The organism is Niabella sp. CPT15-335-S11, from assembly GCF_058792415.1.
This window is the reverse complement of the sequence record NZ_JBYTEI010000009.1, coordinates 1-17,145: the sequence shown is the minus strand read 5'-3', so window position 1 is coordinate 17,145 and position 17,145 is coordinate 1. Positions and strand designations below refer to the sequence as shown.

Annotated in this window: 14 protein-coding genes; all 14 read left to right on the top strand. The window is 40.6% G+C overall.

Going from position 1 to position 17,145, the window contains the following annotated elements; all coding sequences use genetic code 11:
- Positions 1-1,074, top strand: a 1,074-nt coding sequence (locus tag AC3WS5_RS15875) for an RHS repeat-associated core domain-containing protein (protein ID WP_492468397.1), incomplete at its 5' end; no start/stop codon positions are given.
- A gap of 1 nt (position 1,075) precedes the next feature.
- Positions 1,076-1,516 carry a DUF4304 domain-containing protein gene (locus tag AC3WS5_RS15870; protein WP_492468396.1) on the top strand — a complete coding sequence of 147 codons (441 nt, stop codon included), beginning with the start codon at positions 1,076-1,078 and terminating at the stop codon, positions 1,514-1,516.
- A 274-nt stretch (positions 1,517-1,790) separates the two neighbouring features.
- The gene (locus tag AC3WS5_RS15865) at positions 1,791-2,213 is read left to right on the top strand and encodes a prepilin-type N-terminal cleavage/methylation domain-containing protein (RefSeq protein ID WP_492468395.1); all 423 of its coding nucleotides are present in this window, start codon (positions 1,791-1,793) and stop codon (positions 2,211-2,213) included.
- Positions 2,214-2,219: 6 nt separating this feature from the next.
- Complete coding sequence (locus tag AC3WS5_RS15860; protein WP_492468394.1) at positions 2,220-2,747, top strand: prepilin peptidase; 528 nt, start codon at positions 2,220-2,222, stop codon at positions 2,745-2,747.
- On the top strand, positions 2,744-4,171 hold the full coding sequence (locus AC3WS5_RS15855) for a GspE/PulE family protein (RefSeq protein WP_492468393.1): 1,428 nt from the start codon (positions 2,744-2,746) through the stop codon (positions 4,169-4,171). The genes AC3WS5_RS15860 and AC3WS5_RS15855 overlap by 4 nt, the downstream gene beginning before the upstream one ends.
- Positions 4,172-4,508: 337 nt before the next feature.
- Entirely contained in the window at positions 4,509-4,808 is a 300-nt protein-coding gene (locus AC3WS5_RS15850) for a hypothetical protein (RefSeq protein ID WP_492468392.1), read from the top strand.
- Between the two features lie 4 nt (positions 4,809-4,812).
- Entirely contained in the window at positions 4,813-6,780 is a 1,968-nt protein-coding gene (locus tag AC3WS5_RS15845; RefSeq protein WP_492468391.1) for a type II secretion system protein GspD, read from the top strand.
- A gap of 9 nt (positions 6,781-6,789) precedes the next feature.
- Entirely contained in the window at positions 6,790-8,016 is a 1,227-nt protein-coding gene (locus AC3WS5_RS15840; protein WP_492468390.1) for a hypothetical protein, read from the top strand.
- A gap of 4 nt (positions 8,017-8,020) precedes the next feature.
- Positions 8,021-8,554 carry a hypothetical protein gene (locus tag AC3WS5_RS15835; protein WP_492468389.1) on the top strand — a complete coding sequence of 178 codons (534 nt, stop codon included), beginning with the start codon at positions 8,021-8,023 and terminating at the stop codon, positions 8,552-8,554.
- A complete protein-coding gene (locus AC3WS5_RS15830) occupies positions 8,554-8,928 on the top strand; it encodes a hypothetical protein (protein ID WP_492468388.1) in 375 nt (124 codons plus the stop codon). Before AC3WS5_RS15835 ends, AC3WS5_RS15830 begins: the two co-directional genes overlap by 1 nt.
- Before the next feature lie 10 nt (positions 8,929-8,938).
- Entirely contained in the window at positions 8,939-9,496 is a 558-nt protein-coding gene (locus tag AC3WS5_RS15825; protein ID WP_492468387.1) for a hypothetical protein, read from the top strand.
- Between the two features lie 317 nt (positions 9,497-9,813).
- Complete coding sequence (locus tag AC3WS5_RS15820) at positions 9,814-10,533, top strand: response regulator transcription factor (protein ID WP_492468386.1); 720 nt, start codon at positions 9,814-9,816, stop codon at positions 10,531-10,533.
- A 638-nt stretch (positions 10,534-11,171) separates the two neighbouring features.
- Positions 11,172-15,146, top strand: coding sequence for a DUF5977 domain-containing protein (locus tag AC3WS5_RS15815; RefSeq protein ID WP_492468385.1), 3,975 nt, complete (start codon positions 11,172-11,174; stop codon positions 15,144-15,146).
- Between the two features lie 55 nt (positions 15,147-15,201).
- The coding region (locus AC3WS5_RS15810) for a DUF6443 domain-containing protein (RefSeq protein WP_492468384.1) at positions 15,202-17,145 on the top strand (1,944 nt) is incomplete at its 3' end.

Here is a 17,145-nt window from a genome sequence, read left to right as displayed (position 1 = left end):
CCCCAGAAAGTCACCGTATACCTCGGCAATTTGATCTTTGAAAATAATGCTTTGCAGTTCGTAAATACTGAAGAAGGCAGGGCAAGGCTGGAATCCGGTGCATGGAAATACGATTACTTTCTGAAAGACCATCTGGGTAATGTTCGCATGATGCTGGATGATAATGGTAACGTGCTGGAAGAAACGCATTACTATCCGTTCGGACTACAACAAAAGGGAATAAGTTGGTTGAATACTAGTGTAGCTGCTAATAAGTATAAGTTCAACGGAATTGAGCAAACTACTGACTTATACCTCAACCAATATGATGCGGATAATCGTACTTTAGACCCTCAACTAGGCAGATGGTGGCAAGTTGACCCGCGAGCCTCCGATTGGGAAAGTCCCTTTGTTGCAATGGCGAATAATCCGGTATTGAATATCGATCCTTTGGGAGATACCATAATAAATGGGCAGACTTATGAGAATTTTAGCCGTGGTGAGACCTTAGCAAATGTCACAGTGGTTGGACATATAAAATCAGGTTCTTCGACAAATTTTTGGGGAAAGGCAGGGAGGAGTGTGCAAGGTGTTTATAATAATTATCTGGAACCTTCGATGGATTGGATGAACAGGGAGATAAACCCCTTGGTACCTGTAGCAGAATTAATATCAGGGAGGTCCTATAGCAGTAATTTTACGGAGCCCAAGTCCAGGCTGGAATCAGGTCAGGAAACATTAATGGCCATATTCCCGGTAGGAAGACTTGGAAAGCTTGGGGCGTTTGGAAAGCTTGCAGCTAAGGGGGGAGTGCAATATACCAAGTCAAGCCTGAAGCTCGGACAGGAAATGCATAAGGCTTATAACGCAGGGAAAGTTGGTAAAGAGTTCAGACTGTTAAGTGGCAAACGAATAGATTACCTTGATATACAAAATGGTATTATTTATGAGTTGAAGCCATTTAACCCAAGAGCAATGAAAGCAGGACAAAATCAGCTTAATATGTACCTGAAAGAATTGCAATCCCCTGCAATGCTTCAAAAGTACCCTGAATTTAGGGGCATTAATTGGAAGTCCGTTTTAGATACATATTAATATGGATAGTAAAGAGTTTAAGGCCGTATTCGGTGAAGTAGCTAAGGCTAATGATTTTAAAAAAGCATTTGGGGGTTGGTATAAAGAAAGCCCTGAGTGTATCGCTATACTTGAATTACAAAAATCAAACTTTGGAGATTATTATCAACTTCTTATAAAAATATTCATTCAAGGAGCTTTTGATAGAACGTATATACCAAGTAAGGATTTAATAAAAAGTTCAATGGGTCATGTTACTACTAACGAAACCCCAGAATATAAAGCAGTTTTTGATTTTGATGAACCAATGGACGATGATATAAGGAAAGAGCGATTAGAAGAGCTTTTTAAAAATCATATTGTCCCTTTTACCAATAAGACACTTATAAAGTCAGGCATAAGAGAATTAGCGGAGAAAGGAGAAATATTTTTACTGCCAGCAGTCAAAGAAGAATTAGCATAATAAATCAAACGCCAGGCAAACAGCTTGGCGTTTTTCGTTTTACATCAAGGAAATCTTCATTGCCCTGATAAAGTGGTCAACTGTAGTGGGCAGGCATTCCTTTTCTTTTTCGAGTAGTATTGCAATATCCTCATAAACATAAACATTTGCTGCGTGACGCAAATGCATACAGCCTGACCAAAGTGTTTTAGTGCTGACACATAGTCCACGATTTCAAATTTCATTTCCCAATCTAAAATGCATTTTGTATCTTGGCGCGATAAAATTTACTGCCTTGAAAAAGTCCCTCGCCATAAGAACTAATAAAAAGATGCCGGCATTTACGCTAACAGAAGTATTGGTAGTGCTCATTATCATCGGTATATTAGTATTATTAGCTCTGCCCAGTTTGATGCCTTTAATTTCCAAAGCAAAAAGTACAGAGGCTAAATTGCAGTTGGAACATGTATATACTCTGCAACGTTCTTATTTTTTTGAGAACTCTTCGTATTCAAAAGACTTGCCAGCGATAGGTTTTGAGCAGCAAAAGTTGACCACTCAGGGCGGGCAGGCTAATTACAGAATAGAAATATTAGATGCTACGCCCAAGAATTTTAAAGCACGAGCTACGGCGGTTGCCGATTTTGATGGTGACGGAAATTTTAACCAGTGGGAGATTGACCAGGATAAAAAATTGGTGGAAACCGTACCAGATTAGATTATTATGCATTTTTTGTTGCTTTCCGTAGTTATTGTTACGCTTTTTTTAATTGCCGTACAAGATTGCAAATACAGAGCAGTGCCGGTTTTTCTGTTTGTAATATTATTTGTTGCAGTTTTCCTGCTGACTTCAATACAAAATACTCTCCGGGCGACAGCCATGCAATTACTGGTAAACGGGTTGGTGACAGCTTTTTTGATCACTGCACTGTTATTGGTTTATTATTTAAAAGAGAGAAGTATTAAATTTTTTTTCGAACAAAAAATGGGTCCCGGGGATGTGTTGTTGTGGTTTTGTGCAGCTCCATTATTTTCAACGATCAATTATTTAATATGGTTCATTGGTTCACTTGTGGTTGTTTTATTCATCCATTTTCTTCGTTTGGCCTTCTCAACGAAGAAAATACATCAAACCGTTCCCCTGGCAGGTTTACAGGCAATGTTGCTGCTGTCGGTAATCTTCCTCAACGAGCTTTTTTTTCATAAAGATCTGTCGCTGGATGTTGTATCTTTAACACCCTTCACCACATGAGCGATACACGAAGCAATATAGATAAATATTTAAACGCCGAACAGGCCTGGCGTTACGAAGTGGCCTTGGCTACATCGGATACAGATTCCCTGTCTTTTTACGTGGATGAACTTAGCAGCGAACTGGCATTGGCTACCAAAGCCGAGGAACTTTCATTGCTCACTGGCAGCAGGATTGCTTTTAAGAAAATACCGAAGGAGCAATTAGTTGAAAAACTAACACTTTATTATGCCAGGCAGGATCATACCGACCAACGTCTCCAGAATAATTATTACAGTAGCAACCCTGATAATTTTTTAAGCGACCTTATCGCCGAAGCGCAACAGCTAAAAAGCAGCGATATACACGTAGAAGTGTATGAGAATGAATGCCGTGTAAGAATTCGAGTAGACGGACTTTTAGTACTTCGTTATTTGATAGAGCAAAAACAATATCCGGCACTGATCAATAAGATTAAAATTGCGGCCAATTTGGACATTGCCGAAAAAAGGTTGCCTCAGGATGGTCGTATTTTTTATGAAAGAGCTAATGACAAATTTGATATTCGCGTCTCGATCATTCCTACGCTGTATGGAGAAAAGGTGGTGCTGCGTTTGTTAAGTAATGACGCCGCTGATATCAAGTTGGAGAATCTCGGTTTTTCGGAAAGCGACCTGAAAAATTATAAAGAAGGCCTCAGAAAGCCTTTCGGGATCATTTTGATCAGCGGTCCTACCGGGTCGGGAAAAACCACTACGCTTTATGCTACTTTAAAAGTATTGAACCAAACGACTAAAAATATCTTAACGGTAGAGGACCCGATCGAATATACCGTTCCCGGCATCAACCAGGTACAGGTGCGTGATAATATCGGACTTAGCTTTGCGAAAGCGCTTCGTACTTTTTTACGGCAGGATCCGGATATTATCATGTTGGGTGAGATTCGTGATTCAGAAACGGCAAATATGGCGATTCGGGCAGCCCTTACGGGGCACCTCGTATTATCTACCATACACACAAACTCCGCGTGGGGCACCATCTCCAGATTTATCGACATGAATATGCCCCCGTTTTTAATTGCCAATACGTTAAATACCAGCGTTGCACAGCGCCTGGTGCGTATGCTCTGTCCGCAGTGTAAAAAGGAAGTGCCATTTGATAAAAAACTATACCCTTCAAAATTTACACCGCCCGAAGAAGTGAGCACACACTATTTACCGGTAGGTTGCACATCCTGCTATAATACCGGTTATAAAAAAAGGAAAGCAATCTACGAGGTAATTCCTATAGATGAGCGGTTGGCGGAGGAAATAAAAAGGGAAACATCGAGGGTTGACGACCTGCTTAAAGAAAAAAATATTAAATCGTTATCAAGCAATGCTTTTGAATTGTTTAAAAAAGGGTTGACCTCGTTAGAAGAAGTGTACCCGATACTGATGGGCTGAAAAATGCAGATGACAAGACTGCTTTAATTTCCCAATATTTCGATCGCGGATAGTTCTCTGAGTTTTGATGGCACATAGGTAGCTATGTTATCATTTTAAATTAGTTTAAAAATATTATCACCACAAAGCAAAGATGGATTTCTGTGATTGTCAGGTTATTATATATTACCGAAGTAAAGTTTATAACTATTTGGCGAAAACATTTTTTGCGGATTCAAAATCGGTAATTAAATTTGGATTAGGGAGCTTTCCTTATGAGACTGATGCCTATAAAAGGTTCAACCGTAGAAGACCGTTTTTTGAAAACTATTTGCTGATTATCTAAACCAATTGAATCATGAGAAAGATTATGCTGGCCGCGTTGATGCTTTCATCATCATTTTATTGTGCTGCCCAAAAAAGTTTGTCCGACACCATATATCTGAGGGATGGCACGAATACTGTGATGCGCTCAAGATGGGATACCGGGCCATTAAAGTATAATAGTAAAGGTGAAATTACCCATGTTAAGTACCTGGATAAATGGATAGAGATTTCGGGATCGGTTCATACACACCCAGTGGATGAGTCTATGGGGATGCGTATATTCTCTTCGGATTCGAATATTCACAACGCGGTGATAATAACGATCTGCTAAGGAAATGACTAAACACGTAAAGAATTGCCGGCCTTTTAAATCTTTTCTGTTTTTGCTAATGCTTTTGATAAGTGTAACAGCCCTCAAAGCCCAGCAAACAGACAGGCTCTTCAATATTCGCTACAGGCTCAGCTCGCTTGCCCTAGAGATCCGCGGCTTGAATCAGAGAATTGAAATGGACGTGGTAGATGCGCCGATTGCCGATTTTATGCGCGGTTTAGCTCTGTCATATAAATTAAGTATTAATATTGCCCCGGATGTGCGACAAAAAATGACTAATCATTTTTCAAATGTCACCGTTCAGGATGTTTTATATTTTTTGGCACAGCAATATAATCTGGATTATGATTTTCACGGCGCCATTCTAAACGTTCGAACTTACCGCGACCCACAATTGGACCTGCCACCCCCGCCCAAGCCAATCAATGTCAGTTTTGACAGCAAGACACGCATGCTAACAGTTGATCTGCAAAACGATACACTGCAGCAAGTTGCGCGCAAAATTTCCCAGCTCACGGAAATAAATATAGTCGTAATGCCCAACGCTGTAAACAAACTTATTTCCGGCTTTGTGAACTCGCAGTCGATTCCAAACGCACTTGAGCAGCTTTCTGTGAGCAATCGTCTTAAATTCACAAGATCTGACGATCACAGTTTTATAATGGAAGCCCTTGCAGACGATGAGGAGATCGTGACAAGGCAATCAAGACCGTTAAATGAGAGCTATACGATTGCCCGTAAGATAACCCGAGATAAAACCGCACCCGGCCGTGTTTCGGTCGATGCAAAGACTGTGGGGGACGAAAGACTCTTAAACGTTAGCGCGGTGAACACCCCGCTTGCAGACCTTATTAGGAATATCTCAGAACAATCAGGCGTGGCATATTTTATTTATGCTGACCTTAAAGGCAATGTGACAGCAGAGGCGCGCAATCTGTCGTACCCGGCAGTGTTACAAAAAGTGCTGGTCGGTACACCTTATTCATTCTCAAGGCAGGATGGCGTGTATATGATCGGCGAAAAAACATTTGAAGGCATTAAAGGACAAAGGTTAATTCAGCTTCAGCACCGGTCTGTGGATTCTTTAGGTTATTTTTTGCCTGATGATATGCGGAAAGATGTGGTGCTTAAAGAATTTAAAGAACTCAATGCTTTCTTAGTTACCGGCTCTGAACCACAAATGGATAAGATTGAAACGCTTGTAAAACAAATTGACCGTAAAGTGCCGATGGTTACCATAGAAGTGATCATAATGGATGTGACGAAAGGCCGCACAACGAAAGCGGGACTAAGAGCAGGCGTAAATTATGACTCATTGCCCGCATTTGGCGGTAGACTGTTAGGAGGTGGAGTTGATTTTACCATCGGATCGGGAAGTATAAACCGCTTTATCGATAAGATCGGATTGAATAACGTTTTTAATCTCGGGCATGTTACACCTAATTTTTATGTAAACCTTCAGGCCATTGAGAATCTTGAGAATGTAGAGATGAGGCAAACCCCAAAACTGTCCACGCTAAACGGACATATGGCTACCCTCAGCATAGGAAGCACCCGCTATTATAGGGTTGAAACATCGAATGCTATGGGATCTCTGAGCCCTACTTTAATTACGACGCAGCAATTTTATCCGGTGGAAGCCAACCTGACTTTGAATATTACGCCTTTTGTATCCGCTGATGAGGATGTGACGTTAAAAATGGAGATGGATATTTCAAATTTTATCGGGGAAATGGATATCCGGCAACCACCACCCACAGCAACCAGTAAATTCAATTCGATCATTCGTGTTAAAAACGATGATATGATATTGTTGGGAGGTATAGAACGAACAGAAAAAGGTGAGACATCTCAGGGTGTTCCGCTATTAGGGCGGATACCGGTTTTAAAATGGCTGTTCAGTTCAAGGACGAAGAAGAACAGTAAAGTTGTTTCGATTGTATTTATAAAACCCACCATTGTTTACAATTAACGCAACCTGATGGTAAGGTACGTCAGAAATACCATTGTTACAATAAGGGAAGTCGCGGGGATAGACATCCACCTGCTACCCGATGGGGGGATGCTATTTTTCGGGGCACAATTAAAATTGGCCGGAGGAAAAGTAAAAACGGTTAAGAATATCCACAGAGTAAAAGATGTTAAAGAACTCAAAGGGACCATTTCTGAAAAAGTGCCATTGTCGGTCTCTATGAATGGCCACGGGGTTATGATGAGAAAGATAGCGCCGGGGAATAACAGCAACCTCATTTCGAACATCTTGCCCGGATCGAACCCAAATGATTTCCTTTATACCATCCACAAGATAAACGAGCAGGAACAGATTGCCTTTATCATCAGGAAATCTAAAGTTGAGGAGACCATCGGGCTTTTTGAAACGGCCGGTTTAAGGATCATATCTCTCTCATTAGGAACTGAAGGTGTTGAAAATATATTGCCTTTTATTGATCGCAGCAAACAGACATTATCCACGTTAACCCTGGCAATAGATGTTTCAGACCAAAAAGTGGTTAGTGTTCGCAATACCGATAAATCCGAAGATCAATTATTTAAAGAAATAAGAATAGGCGACCAGGTTTTTCGAAAATCTGAATCTATCGGAGTGGGCAATGCCTTAAATCTTTTACACAAGCCCGCTGACAGCATTGGCAGTAATATCAGCACATCGGGGATCAGTCACCTGCAAAAAGACTATGTATATTATAAGCTGTTCCAGTTTACAAAATGGACCGTAATGGCCTCCACTCTTGCACTTCTGTTGATAAATTTCGTTGTTTTCAACTATTATTTTAAAAAAAATAAGAAATTGACAGAGATGAATAATCTGGCTTTGGCCCTGCAGCAGCAAAATACCTTAGCGGGCGAAAAGCTGGACTCGTCCTATTCATTTTTTATGAGATCGGGATGGAACAAAAATACCCGATATGGTTTTTATATCGACAGGATTGCTGCGTTGGTTCCGTCTTCAGTAAGCTTCAAATCTCTTGATGTGGCGCCACTACAGGAAAGTCTTGGCGTGAACGATTACCTATTCTCCAAAAACAGGATCGTGATTTCAGGAGTTTCAAACAATCCGAGTGAGTTGGAAACATTTAGCAGAGCCCTGAAGAATATTGAAGGAGTTGAAAGCACCGCGTTAAAGAATTATTCTTATAAAGAAGACCTTAACGCCGCCGTATTTACGATAGAAATAACCATTAAAACCTGACAAGATGAAGTCTTTAGGCACCTTATTGCATAAGTATGATTACCGGCGCAGGCTGCAACTATTGCGGTGGTCAATAGTACCCATCCTCCTGGTATGTTATTTCCTTGCGTTTAAAAAAACCTTTAATGTCATCAGGGACTATCGTAGAAATACTGTTTTGGCTGTTCAGGGCGCGGCGCTAAATGACAGCCTGAAAATCTACGACGCCAGGCAAAACAATATAGCCTTATGGAAAAAACAATATATGATAGAGCCCGAAACGGTAGATGGCGGCCTCCTTGCTGATATTAATATTGAATGCCGTAACCTGGGGCTGAAGTTCATCGAGTACAAACCATTGGGTACTAACGGCGAGAATATATGGACAAGATCAGTCACTGTGGAAGGAGATTTCTCCCCGATACTAAGGTTGGTGTATTCCCTTGAACAGGTAAAAAAGCTATGCCGGGTGGCATCTATAAATTACAAAGAAGCAACAACAGGCGATGATGCTGAGATGTTACAATGCACGTTATTCATTCAAAATATTATTCAGTAATGACAAAGAAAATAATTCGGGTGATAATGTTTTCCCTAGTGCTGGCACTGACTTTAGCGTCTTGCGAAGAGATATTGGAGCCCGATCTTCGCGCGGAAAAAATAGTTTTATTATCACCCCATGACAGCACGATTTCCGGAGATACCGCGCAGGTGTTTTATTGGCAGCACACCAGGCAATATGCAGATTACCAGTTGCAGGTAGTATCTCCCGGTTTTGATAGTATGGTAAAATTGGTAGCAGATACTATTACTTCCAGCAATCAGGTAAAGTTAACACTGCAAACAGGAAAACAGTACCAGTGGAGGGTGAGAGGGTTTAATAGCAGCACAAGCACCCCCGTTTCCCCGATATGGAATTTGTGGGTTAAATAAATGCAGTACGTTGAAAAACAATTCACATACGAAATATGTATTGATCACCCTTGTTTTAATTGTCTGGGGATTGATCATCTATAAGATTGTTAAAGGTCTTAGCGATGACAGCCCAGCATTGCCTACCACAAAACCTACCGAAATGGTTAGGGTTGATACAGCCACCGGTTACTTTCTAACAACCGACCCTTACGCTGATCCCTTCAAAAGCAAGGTTGAAAGACAGAAGATAGATTACTCATTTAGTAGCGCTGCACCATCTATGAATGCTTCCGGTTTAGCAGGACCTTCTCTGAATAATAATGGCTCGCCACCGGCAAATAGTCATAACGGCTATCAGCAACTTCCCTCTAAACCGGTAGAACCCCCGCCTTCTATTACCTACAAAGGATATATTTATAACCCCCAGACCAGGAAAAAAACAGCTATTATTACGTACAACGGAAAACCAATGGTGGTAGGGATTGCAGATAAAATAGATGAAAAAACAAAAATTCTGAGCATTGATGAGCAACAACTGACTTTTAGCTTCTCGGGAAGAAGACTGGTTGTTGGGCTTGGGGGGTAAATTTATAAGCGAAACTAAAACCGTTAAGTTTAATTTGAAACCTCAAAGCCAAAAATATGAATACAATCTACCAGTATATTTTCCCTACTCGATCGTGCCGCTCATAATAAACATCGGCAAGTACATCGCATCCCTTCGTCCAACTCGTCATTGTTGTTTAAAATTGGCAGCATAGTTTTTCGGTAGCGATGAGGGTGTAGAGTCGGGCGACTGCCTGCTTAAAGTCTTGTATAGTGCACAAATGTAAAAAGGGAGTATTTAGTCATGCAGAGTAATCTTGTATAAGAGTATTTAAATATGGGTTAAAAATATAACAAATGAAGAATAATATAACAAACGAAAGCTATTCTACTGTAATGTCGTATGTCGAGATGGCTAAAACTTTTAGCCGATTTATTGATCAATGTATTTATATCTCCGATCAACGTAATTCCAGGTTTTTATATATTTCAGAAAATCCACTTCTTTTTGATGGGCACAGTATCAACCTGATTAAGGAGAAAGGGTTTGAGTTCTTTATTAATAATGCTCCGAAGGAAGAAACAGCGATTCTGTCGAGAATTAGGGATGCGCATTCCAAATTTTTTGAAGACTTGTTACCTGAAGAAAAGTTAGAGCATTCTATTTCTTATAATTTTCATCTGGAGCGAAAAAATAAACAGATACCAGTTAATCATAAGAAGATACCGATACTTCTTGACAAATCTGGGCATGTTTGGTTGACTATAGGAATTATTTCAATTGCTTCGACCCATAATATCGGGCAAGTCCAGATTAAGAATGAGCGAACAAAAAAGTCATACTTCCATGATTTTGAAAAATCCGAATGGTTATTGCAGGATGCTGTTTCGCTGTCGGATCGGGAAAGAGAAATAATAATTCTTTCAGCGCAAGGTCTGACAAATAGCGCCATTGCAAAGAGAGTTCATCTCAGTGAAGCTTCCGTGAAATTTTATAAGACAAAGGTTTTCCGGAAATTAAGGGTCAATAACATTGCAGCCGCAGTTGGGTATGTTCGAGGAGATATTCAATTGTAGTGTTTTTATAGGAAGTAGACATTCCCTTTTGTATGTGAAACTTTCTGTGGTTTTTTAGACTAAAGTATAATTTTTTAAAAATATGTTGATGTTTTGTGTGGTGGGATTGAGCAGGGTTGTAGTTTTATGAGAAGTAGTTTTTGCAGTTATGAGAAAGTTTGTACTATCTGTAGTTTTAGTGGTGCTTTTGCGTGGAGTTTCGTAACGAGTTGATTTTGGCTCTTTACTTTAAATTACTTATTATTGTCAGATTAATAAGGTGTATGTCATCATGGCCCTAGATCCTTTACAAATTGCGTGCCCATGTATTTACGAAAACGCAACGAAATGTTGATACGATTTTGAATGACTTACAAAACGAAGCAGGATATAAATTTTTGAGGCATAAGAAATCTGAGCAAAATAAGCGACGGGAAAATTCCCGTATCTGCGACTGGAATTTTCGCGGTATGGCGTGTTACGATATCGGTCTATACTTGCATTTGTACAAATGGAACTGCGACATGAGACTATAAGAAAAACGTTAATAAAAAGATTATATCATTTGAAATTCGGGTGTCTCTAACTGCTTTAGAGAAATTTTAAAATAATATCAGCGTGTTATTTTGATAACACATTCTGCCATTGAAACTACGCTTATGAAGAAAATTGCTTTCCTTTTTGGGTTGTTTATCACACAACTCTATTCGTCAGGGCAAACGACTACATCTCCCATTCAGCCAAACATACCAGAGTTGATGCCTGCTTCTCCGGAGCCTACGGGCTTTTTGCGGCAGACTTTAGGTACAGTTAATCTTTCGACAGGCGGGTTGGCTACATCCATACCAATATATACCATAAAAATGGCGAATTTCTCGTTCCCCATTTCTTTATCATACAGTACGCAAGGGCTAAAATCGACAGACCCGGGCACAAGGGTTGGTTTGGGATGGAGTTTAGTTGCAAATGGTGTTATTACAAGGACCATAAGGGGTGTTGCTGATGAACTGGTGCCACAGCGGAGATTGCCGGCTGCATTAGACAGGTATATTGAAAGCCCTGAAACAGAACCTTATGGAGGAACTATTAATAATGATTACAATTATGACTTTTTAAATGGGGCTTCAGTATCTCAGCCATCATTCGATACCCAGCCTGATGAGTACAATTTTTCGGTAAATGGTTATACGGGTAAATTTATTGTAGATTCTAATGGTGTGGCAAGAGTAACTAGTACTCAAAATTGTAAAATCGTTCAAATAGGTGGGCTGTTAGGAGGGTTTGTACTGACGGCACCAGATGGAGTTAGATACCGATTTGGGGAACATAAAGAGATTACTATTGATTTTAATGTAAAAGGGTTTAGTGCAAGTCATGACAGGTTGGTTACCAGCTTCTTTTTGGATCGTATTGATTTACTCAACGGGGATTATGTAAATTTTATGTACGGAGGCATTACTACGCAATACAGGATCGGTGTTACGCAGAGCCTTGCACTTTCACAAGATACACGGAATGAATGCAGTCCCGGAGGCTACGGCTTTTCATCAGATTATTACAACAAGGAATCTTATGTAAAATATCAAACTTACTATCTCGCGGGTATTAATACTTCAACAGGGGAAAGCATTGACCTAAGTTACGTGTCAAGGCCGGATCAAAGTGGTGACAACCGCTTGAAGAGTATTACTATTTCTTCAACAGGGGTATCTTATAAATTTCAATACTATGATGTGCCAGCTCAGTCAGGAAGCGCCCCATTTAATGGACGGTTTGTGTTGACTAACGTAAGAAAGCAATATACCCAGATACTTAATGATAACATTAATTTTGTCGATTCCTCGCTTAGCTATCAGTTATCATACAATAAATTATCAGATTTGAGGCCTCCTTCCGGATTAACGCAGGATTTTATGGGATTTTATAAGTCAGGTGTTTCCAGTCTCGTGCCCCAAAGTCTGACAAGTGCTGACACAGCTCTGCCCAATCGGACGCCTGATTATGACAATACAGTGACGGGCACGCTTTCGGAAATAAAATATCCCACAGGTGGTTACGAAAGATATTTTTATGAACAAAACAAAAGTTCGGAATGGCATGACACACAGCCTCAAAATAAAAGCGTTTCTGCTAGTGTTCAATCTGTAATGGGACCTTATCCCACCTATTCTGTTTATTTTAATCCTAATTTCGATCATGTGGGATCTATAATTGGTGCCGCACAAAGCACAAACGGTTCGGTTAGCGATTCAGCACATTGTATATTTATCATCAATCTATATGAGGATGGGGTTCAAAAGTATAGCCGGTGCGCTGTGGGGTATAACACAGAAAGTTTCGATGTAAATTTAAAGGCAGGCAGCAATTATAAACTGGAAATTGTATTCAGAACTTCCTATCTGAACGGATACGCAAATATTAACTATTTCCAGAAAGTCACACCATTTATAGTAAACATACCAAGCTATGGGCTAAGGGTCAGAAAAGTAGAACAATATGACCCGATAACCAATAGCCCGGTAAGAAAGTTTTATACTTATGGCAATCTGCAGTATCTGGATTTTTCTACACTGATAGCCCCAGCACCTGTGTTTAAAAATGTTATTGATGGCAAATCTCAATGCGGACTGTATGGGTTTGATCCCTTATACAAATATTATACAACCACGACTTTTCACTCGAATAGCATAAATAATATTTACGAAATAAATGAGGGTAACCCCATCTTTTACAAGAGCATTCTTGAAAGTTCGGATTCTGTATTTTCAACCGGAGGGAAGGAATATACTTTTTATCCACCGGATAATGGGCAAAGGACAGATGTTTTGATGGGGCAAACACCTATTAGTGTGCCGATGGGCCAGGCGCCAACACTTTTTGGGAAAACTAATCGGACTGTAATCTTTAATGCGAATATGGATACCGTGTCTGTTGACACCAATAATTATGACCATTTAATTGATATGTCGCATTATGTGCCTTCCTGTCTTATAAACCGGCGATTATATAGCAACTATAGTGACATTGCGCGTATGGGGGATTTTGATATTGTGAAAATATATTATTCCAATAATTGGATACGACCCGGATCAAAAATAACGACCAGCTTCCAGGAAAATAAGCGATTGTATGATACGCTCACCTATGCTTATGTGGACTTTAGGAATGTCTTGCCCAATGGGGTGATCGCCAGCAACAGCAATGGAGATATTATAAAAAATTACACCCGTTATGCAACTGATTATCCGCTGGATACTACCGCTGCCAAAATGATCGCCAATAACCAGATTGAAGCGCCTTTGCAGGATAGCATTCTCAGGAATAACACCCTGATCAAATTTACTAAAACAGACTATAAAGACTGGCAGGGAAATGGAACCCTGTTGCTTCCGCAAATAATTTCGTCAAAAGAATCGGCAACGGACGAGCTCACCACTAAGGTCACATTTGACAGGTATGATAATAGCGGCAACCTGTTGGAGGCCCATAAATGGACGGATGCGGGTAATACAGTGTACTTGTGGGATACACTGCATCACCTGCCAGTATGCGAATTTAAAAATGCTTCTTATAATGAGATAGCCTATTGCGGTTTTGAAAGCGGTGAACAAAACGGTAACTGGACAGTACAAAGTGGTAATGCCGTGCAATTAAATACGCCTTTTGGGATTATGGGGTTCAGCGGACAGCTTTCCAAAACAATATCAACGCCAGGCGTTTATGTTATAACAGTATGGACCAATCAAACCGCCACGGTAAATGGATTTGCCGGGGTGTTGAAAAAAAGCGTAGCAGGCTGGGGGTTGTATGAATGGAAAATAACCGACCCGGCAACCATAACAGTAAGTGGTACCAATATAGACGATGTAAAACTCTTTCCGGCAAGATCACGACCCACCTCATATACTTATTATCCTTTTATTGGTGTACATACGATAACGGATGCTACCAATACTGTAGTTATTTATCAATATGACGGGTTGGGTCGGTTGGTTTTGGTAAGAGACGACCAGGATAATATTGTCAAAAAAATATGTTACAATTATGCCGGCCAGCAAACCGATTGCGGGGTTGCGCTAAACAATGCTCCGCAGTGGACGCCAACCGGAAACATACGCTGTGTCAAAAATGCAAGTAATCAAAATACGGGGTACCAGGAGCAGGAGGAAAAAGATAATAATATAGCCAGTGGCACATATAACCAAACCCGGTGGGTGTTGAGCACTTATAATACAACTGCCTGCCCATTACCCGTATTTTATAATGCGGCAAAATTACAGGTATTTACAAAGAACGATTGCCCTGCAAATTATGCCGGAAGTATCGTTACCTATAATGTAGCGGCAGGAACATACAGTTCCAATATCAGCCAGGCGGATGCCGATCAGAAAGCGATTAATGACATTAATGTCAATGGACAAAACTATGCTAATGCAAATGGCACCTGCACCGCACAGGGCAGATGGATCGTGGTTTCCTGTATATATAAGAAAGTGTTGATTGACGGGTTGTACCAGTGGCGCTACGAAATCACCCGCAAATATTGCGAGAACGGCGTGTTGGGTACGGATTCTTCCATAGAATACAGCACATCAGCAGTTCCGGTAGAGAGTTGCTCAGTAGGCCCGGTATAAATAAATCGAATGAAGATAATTTGATATATCTATTTATATTTTAACTTATGTTTATATGAATCGGCTTCTTGTGAGAAATACAATATTGACACTTTTGATGGCGATCAATGGCCTGGGATATGGTCAGCAGCCGGTATTACCCAGTTATAACGGTTCAGCTCCAATTAACTTTATACGTATATGGACCGCGGCTGCCCCGGTAAGCGACCCAAATGTTCTGATGCAAAAAGGACTGTTAGACGTAAAGCAGGAAACCCAATATTTTGACGGCTTAGGTCGTCCTTTACAAAGCGTTGTAAAAAAGGGTTCATTGGCTACTAATGCCGCTAATATTACAGATACGGCCATTGCCAAAGATATGGTAAGCACTACGCTGTATGATCAGTACGGGAGGGAACAATATAAGTATCTTCCTTTCGCTGCCAATACAACTGGTGACAATACATCCATAAACGATGGATATTTTAAGGTAAATCCTTATGCACAACAACAACAATATACGACGGATAACTATGGTGCTCAAACAGAGAATAATTTTTATAGCCAGACGGTATTTGAAGCGTCACCTTTAAACCGTCAATCAGAGCAATACGCCCCAGGTAAAAACTGGGCCGGTACAGCGGGTCAGGTCATTGAGGCGAACCGCCATGGCATAAAAACAAAATATTGGATTAACACAGCCACGGATGACGTAAAAATATGGCGGGTAACCAATAATGCCCAGGTGGGGCAATGGGGAAACTATGCTACAGTAAAAGCTTACTCTGCAGGGCAATTGTTTAAAAACGTAACACAGGATGAGCACAATAACCAGGTAATTGAATTTAGGGATAAAGAAGGGAAAGTTATACTTAAAAAAGTACAGTTAAGCGCTGCTGCCGATGATGGTAATGGTACCGGTTATACAGGCTGGATGTGTACTTATTATCTGTATGACGATCAAAGCAATTTACGATGTGTTATCCAGCCGGAAGGGGTAAAAACCCTCTCAACTACCAACTGGCAATTATCTACACCCTTATTGGCTGAGCAATGTTTTCGATATGAATATGACCAGCGCAACCGGATGATTGTAAAGCAGGTGCCGGGGGCACAACAGGTGTATATGGTATATGACATGCGGGACAGGATTGTGATGACGCAGGATGGCAACCTTCGGCTCCTTAACCAGTGGATATATACACGGTATGATGATTTAAACCGCCCATTAGCTACTGGTATAATAAGCGGTACCGCCAACGATGTTTCTACGCATTGGGCCGCTGCTAAAAGCAGTAGTGTTTATCCTATCACTTCGCAGACAGATCAACCACTTACAGAAACCTTTTACGATGACTATGCCTGGCTGACCAACTTTACTAACCAGCTGCCTTCATTGTTCAATGACGCGTATAATAATAGCTGGGACGGGTATTTTGTTACTGCATCCAATACCATCTATCCTTATGCCCAGGCCAACATCAAAGGCAGTAGCACAAAGGGGAGGGTAACTGGCAGCAGGATAAAAATTCTTAATACACCTGATTATACTTATACTTTAAATATTTATGACGATAAAGGACGGGTGATACAGGTAAAGAGCGTCAACTTTACGGGCGGTACAGATATAATGACTACCCAATATAGCTGGAGCGGCCAGCCACTGGTATTAATAAATACTCAGAACAAAGTAACAGGTACTGCTACTTTAATAACAACGGTAAATAAAAACACTTATGATGCTTTAGGACGGGTAATAAAGACTACCCAGCGGATCCAAAAGGATACAGATGCTATGAGTGCTGAAAAAGCTGTTGTTGTTAATAAATACAATGCATTGGGACAGCTAAAGGAAAAAATGCTGGCTCCTTCTGATGCAAATGGAACAGCAGGGTTGGAAAAGCAAACTTATGAGTACAATGTAAGAGGCTGGCTGCTGGGCATGAACAGGGATTATGTGAACAATACCCAAAGCACAAGTAAGTTCGGATTTGAGTTGAGCTATGACAAGCCCGCTTCG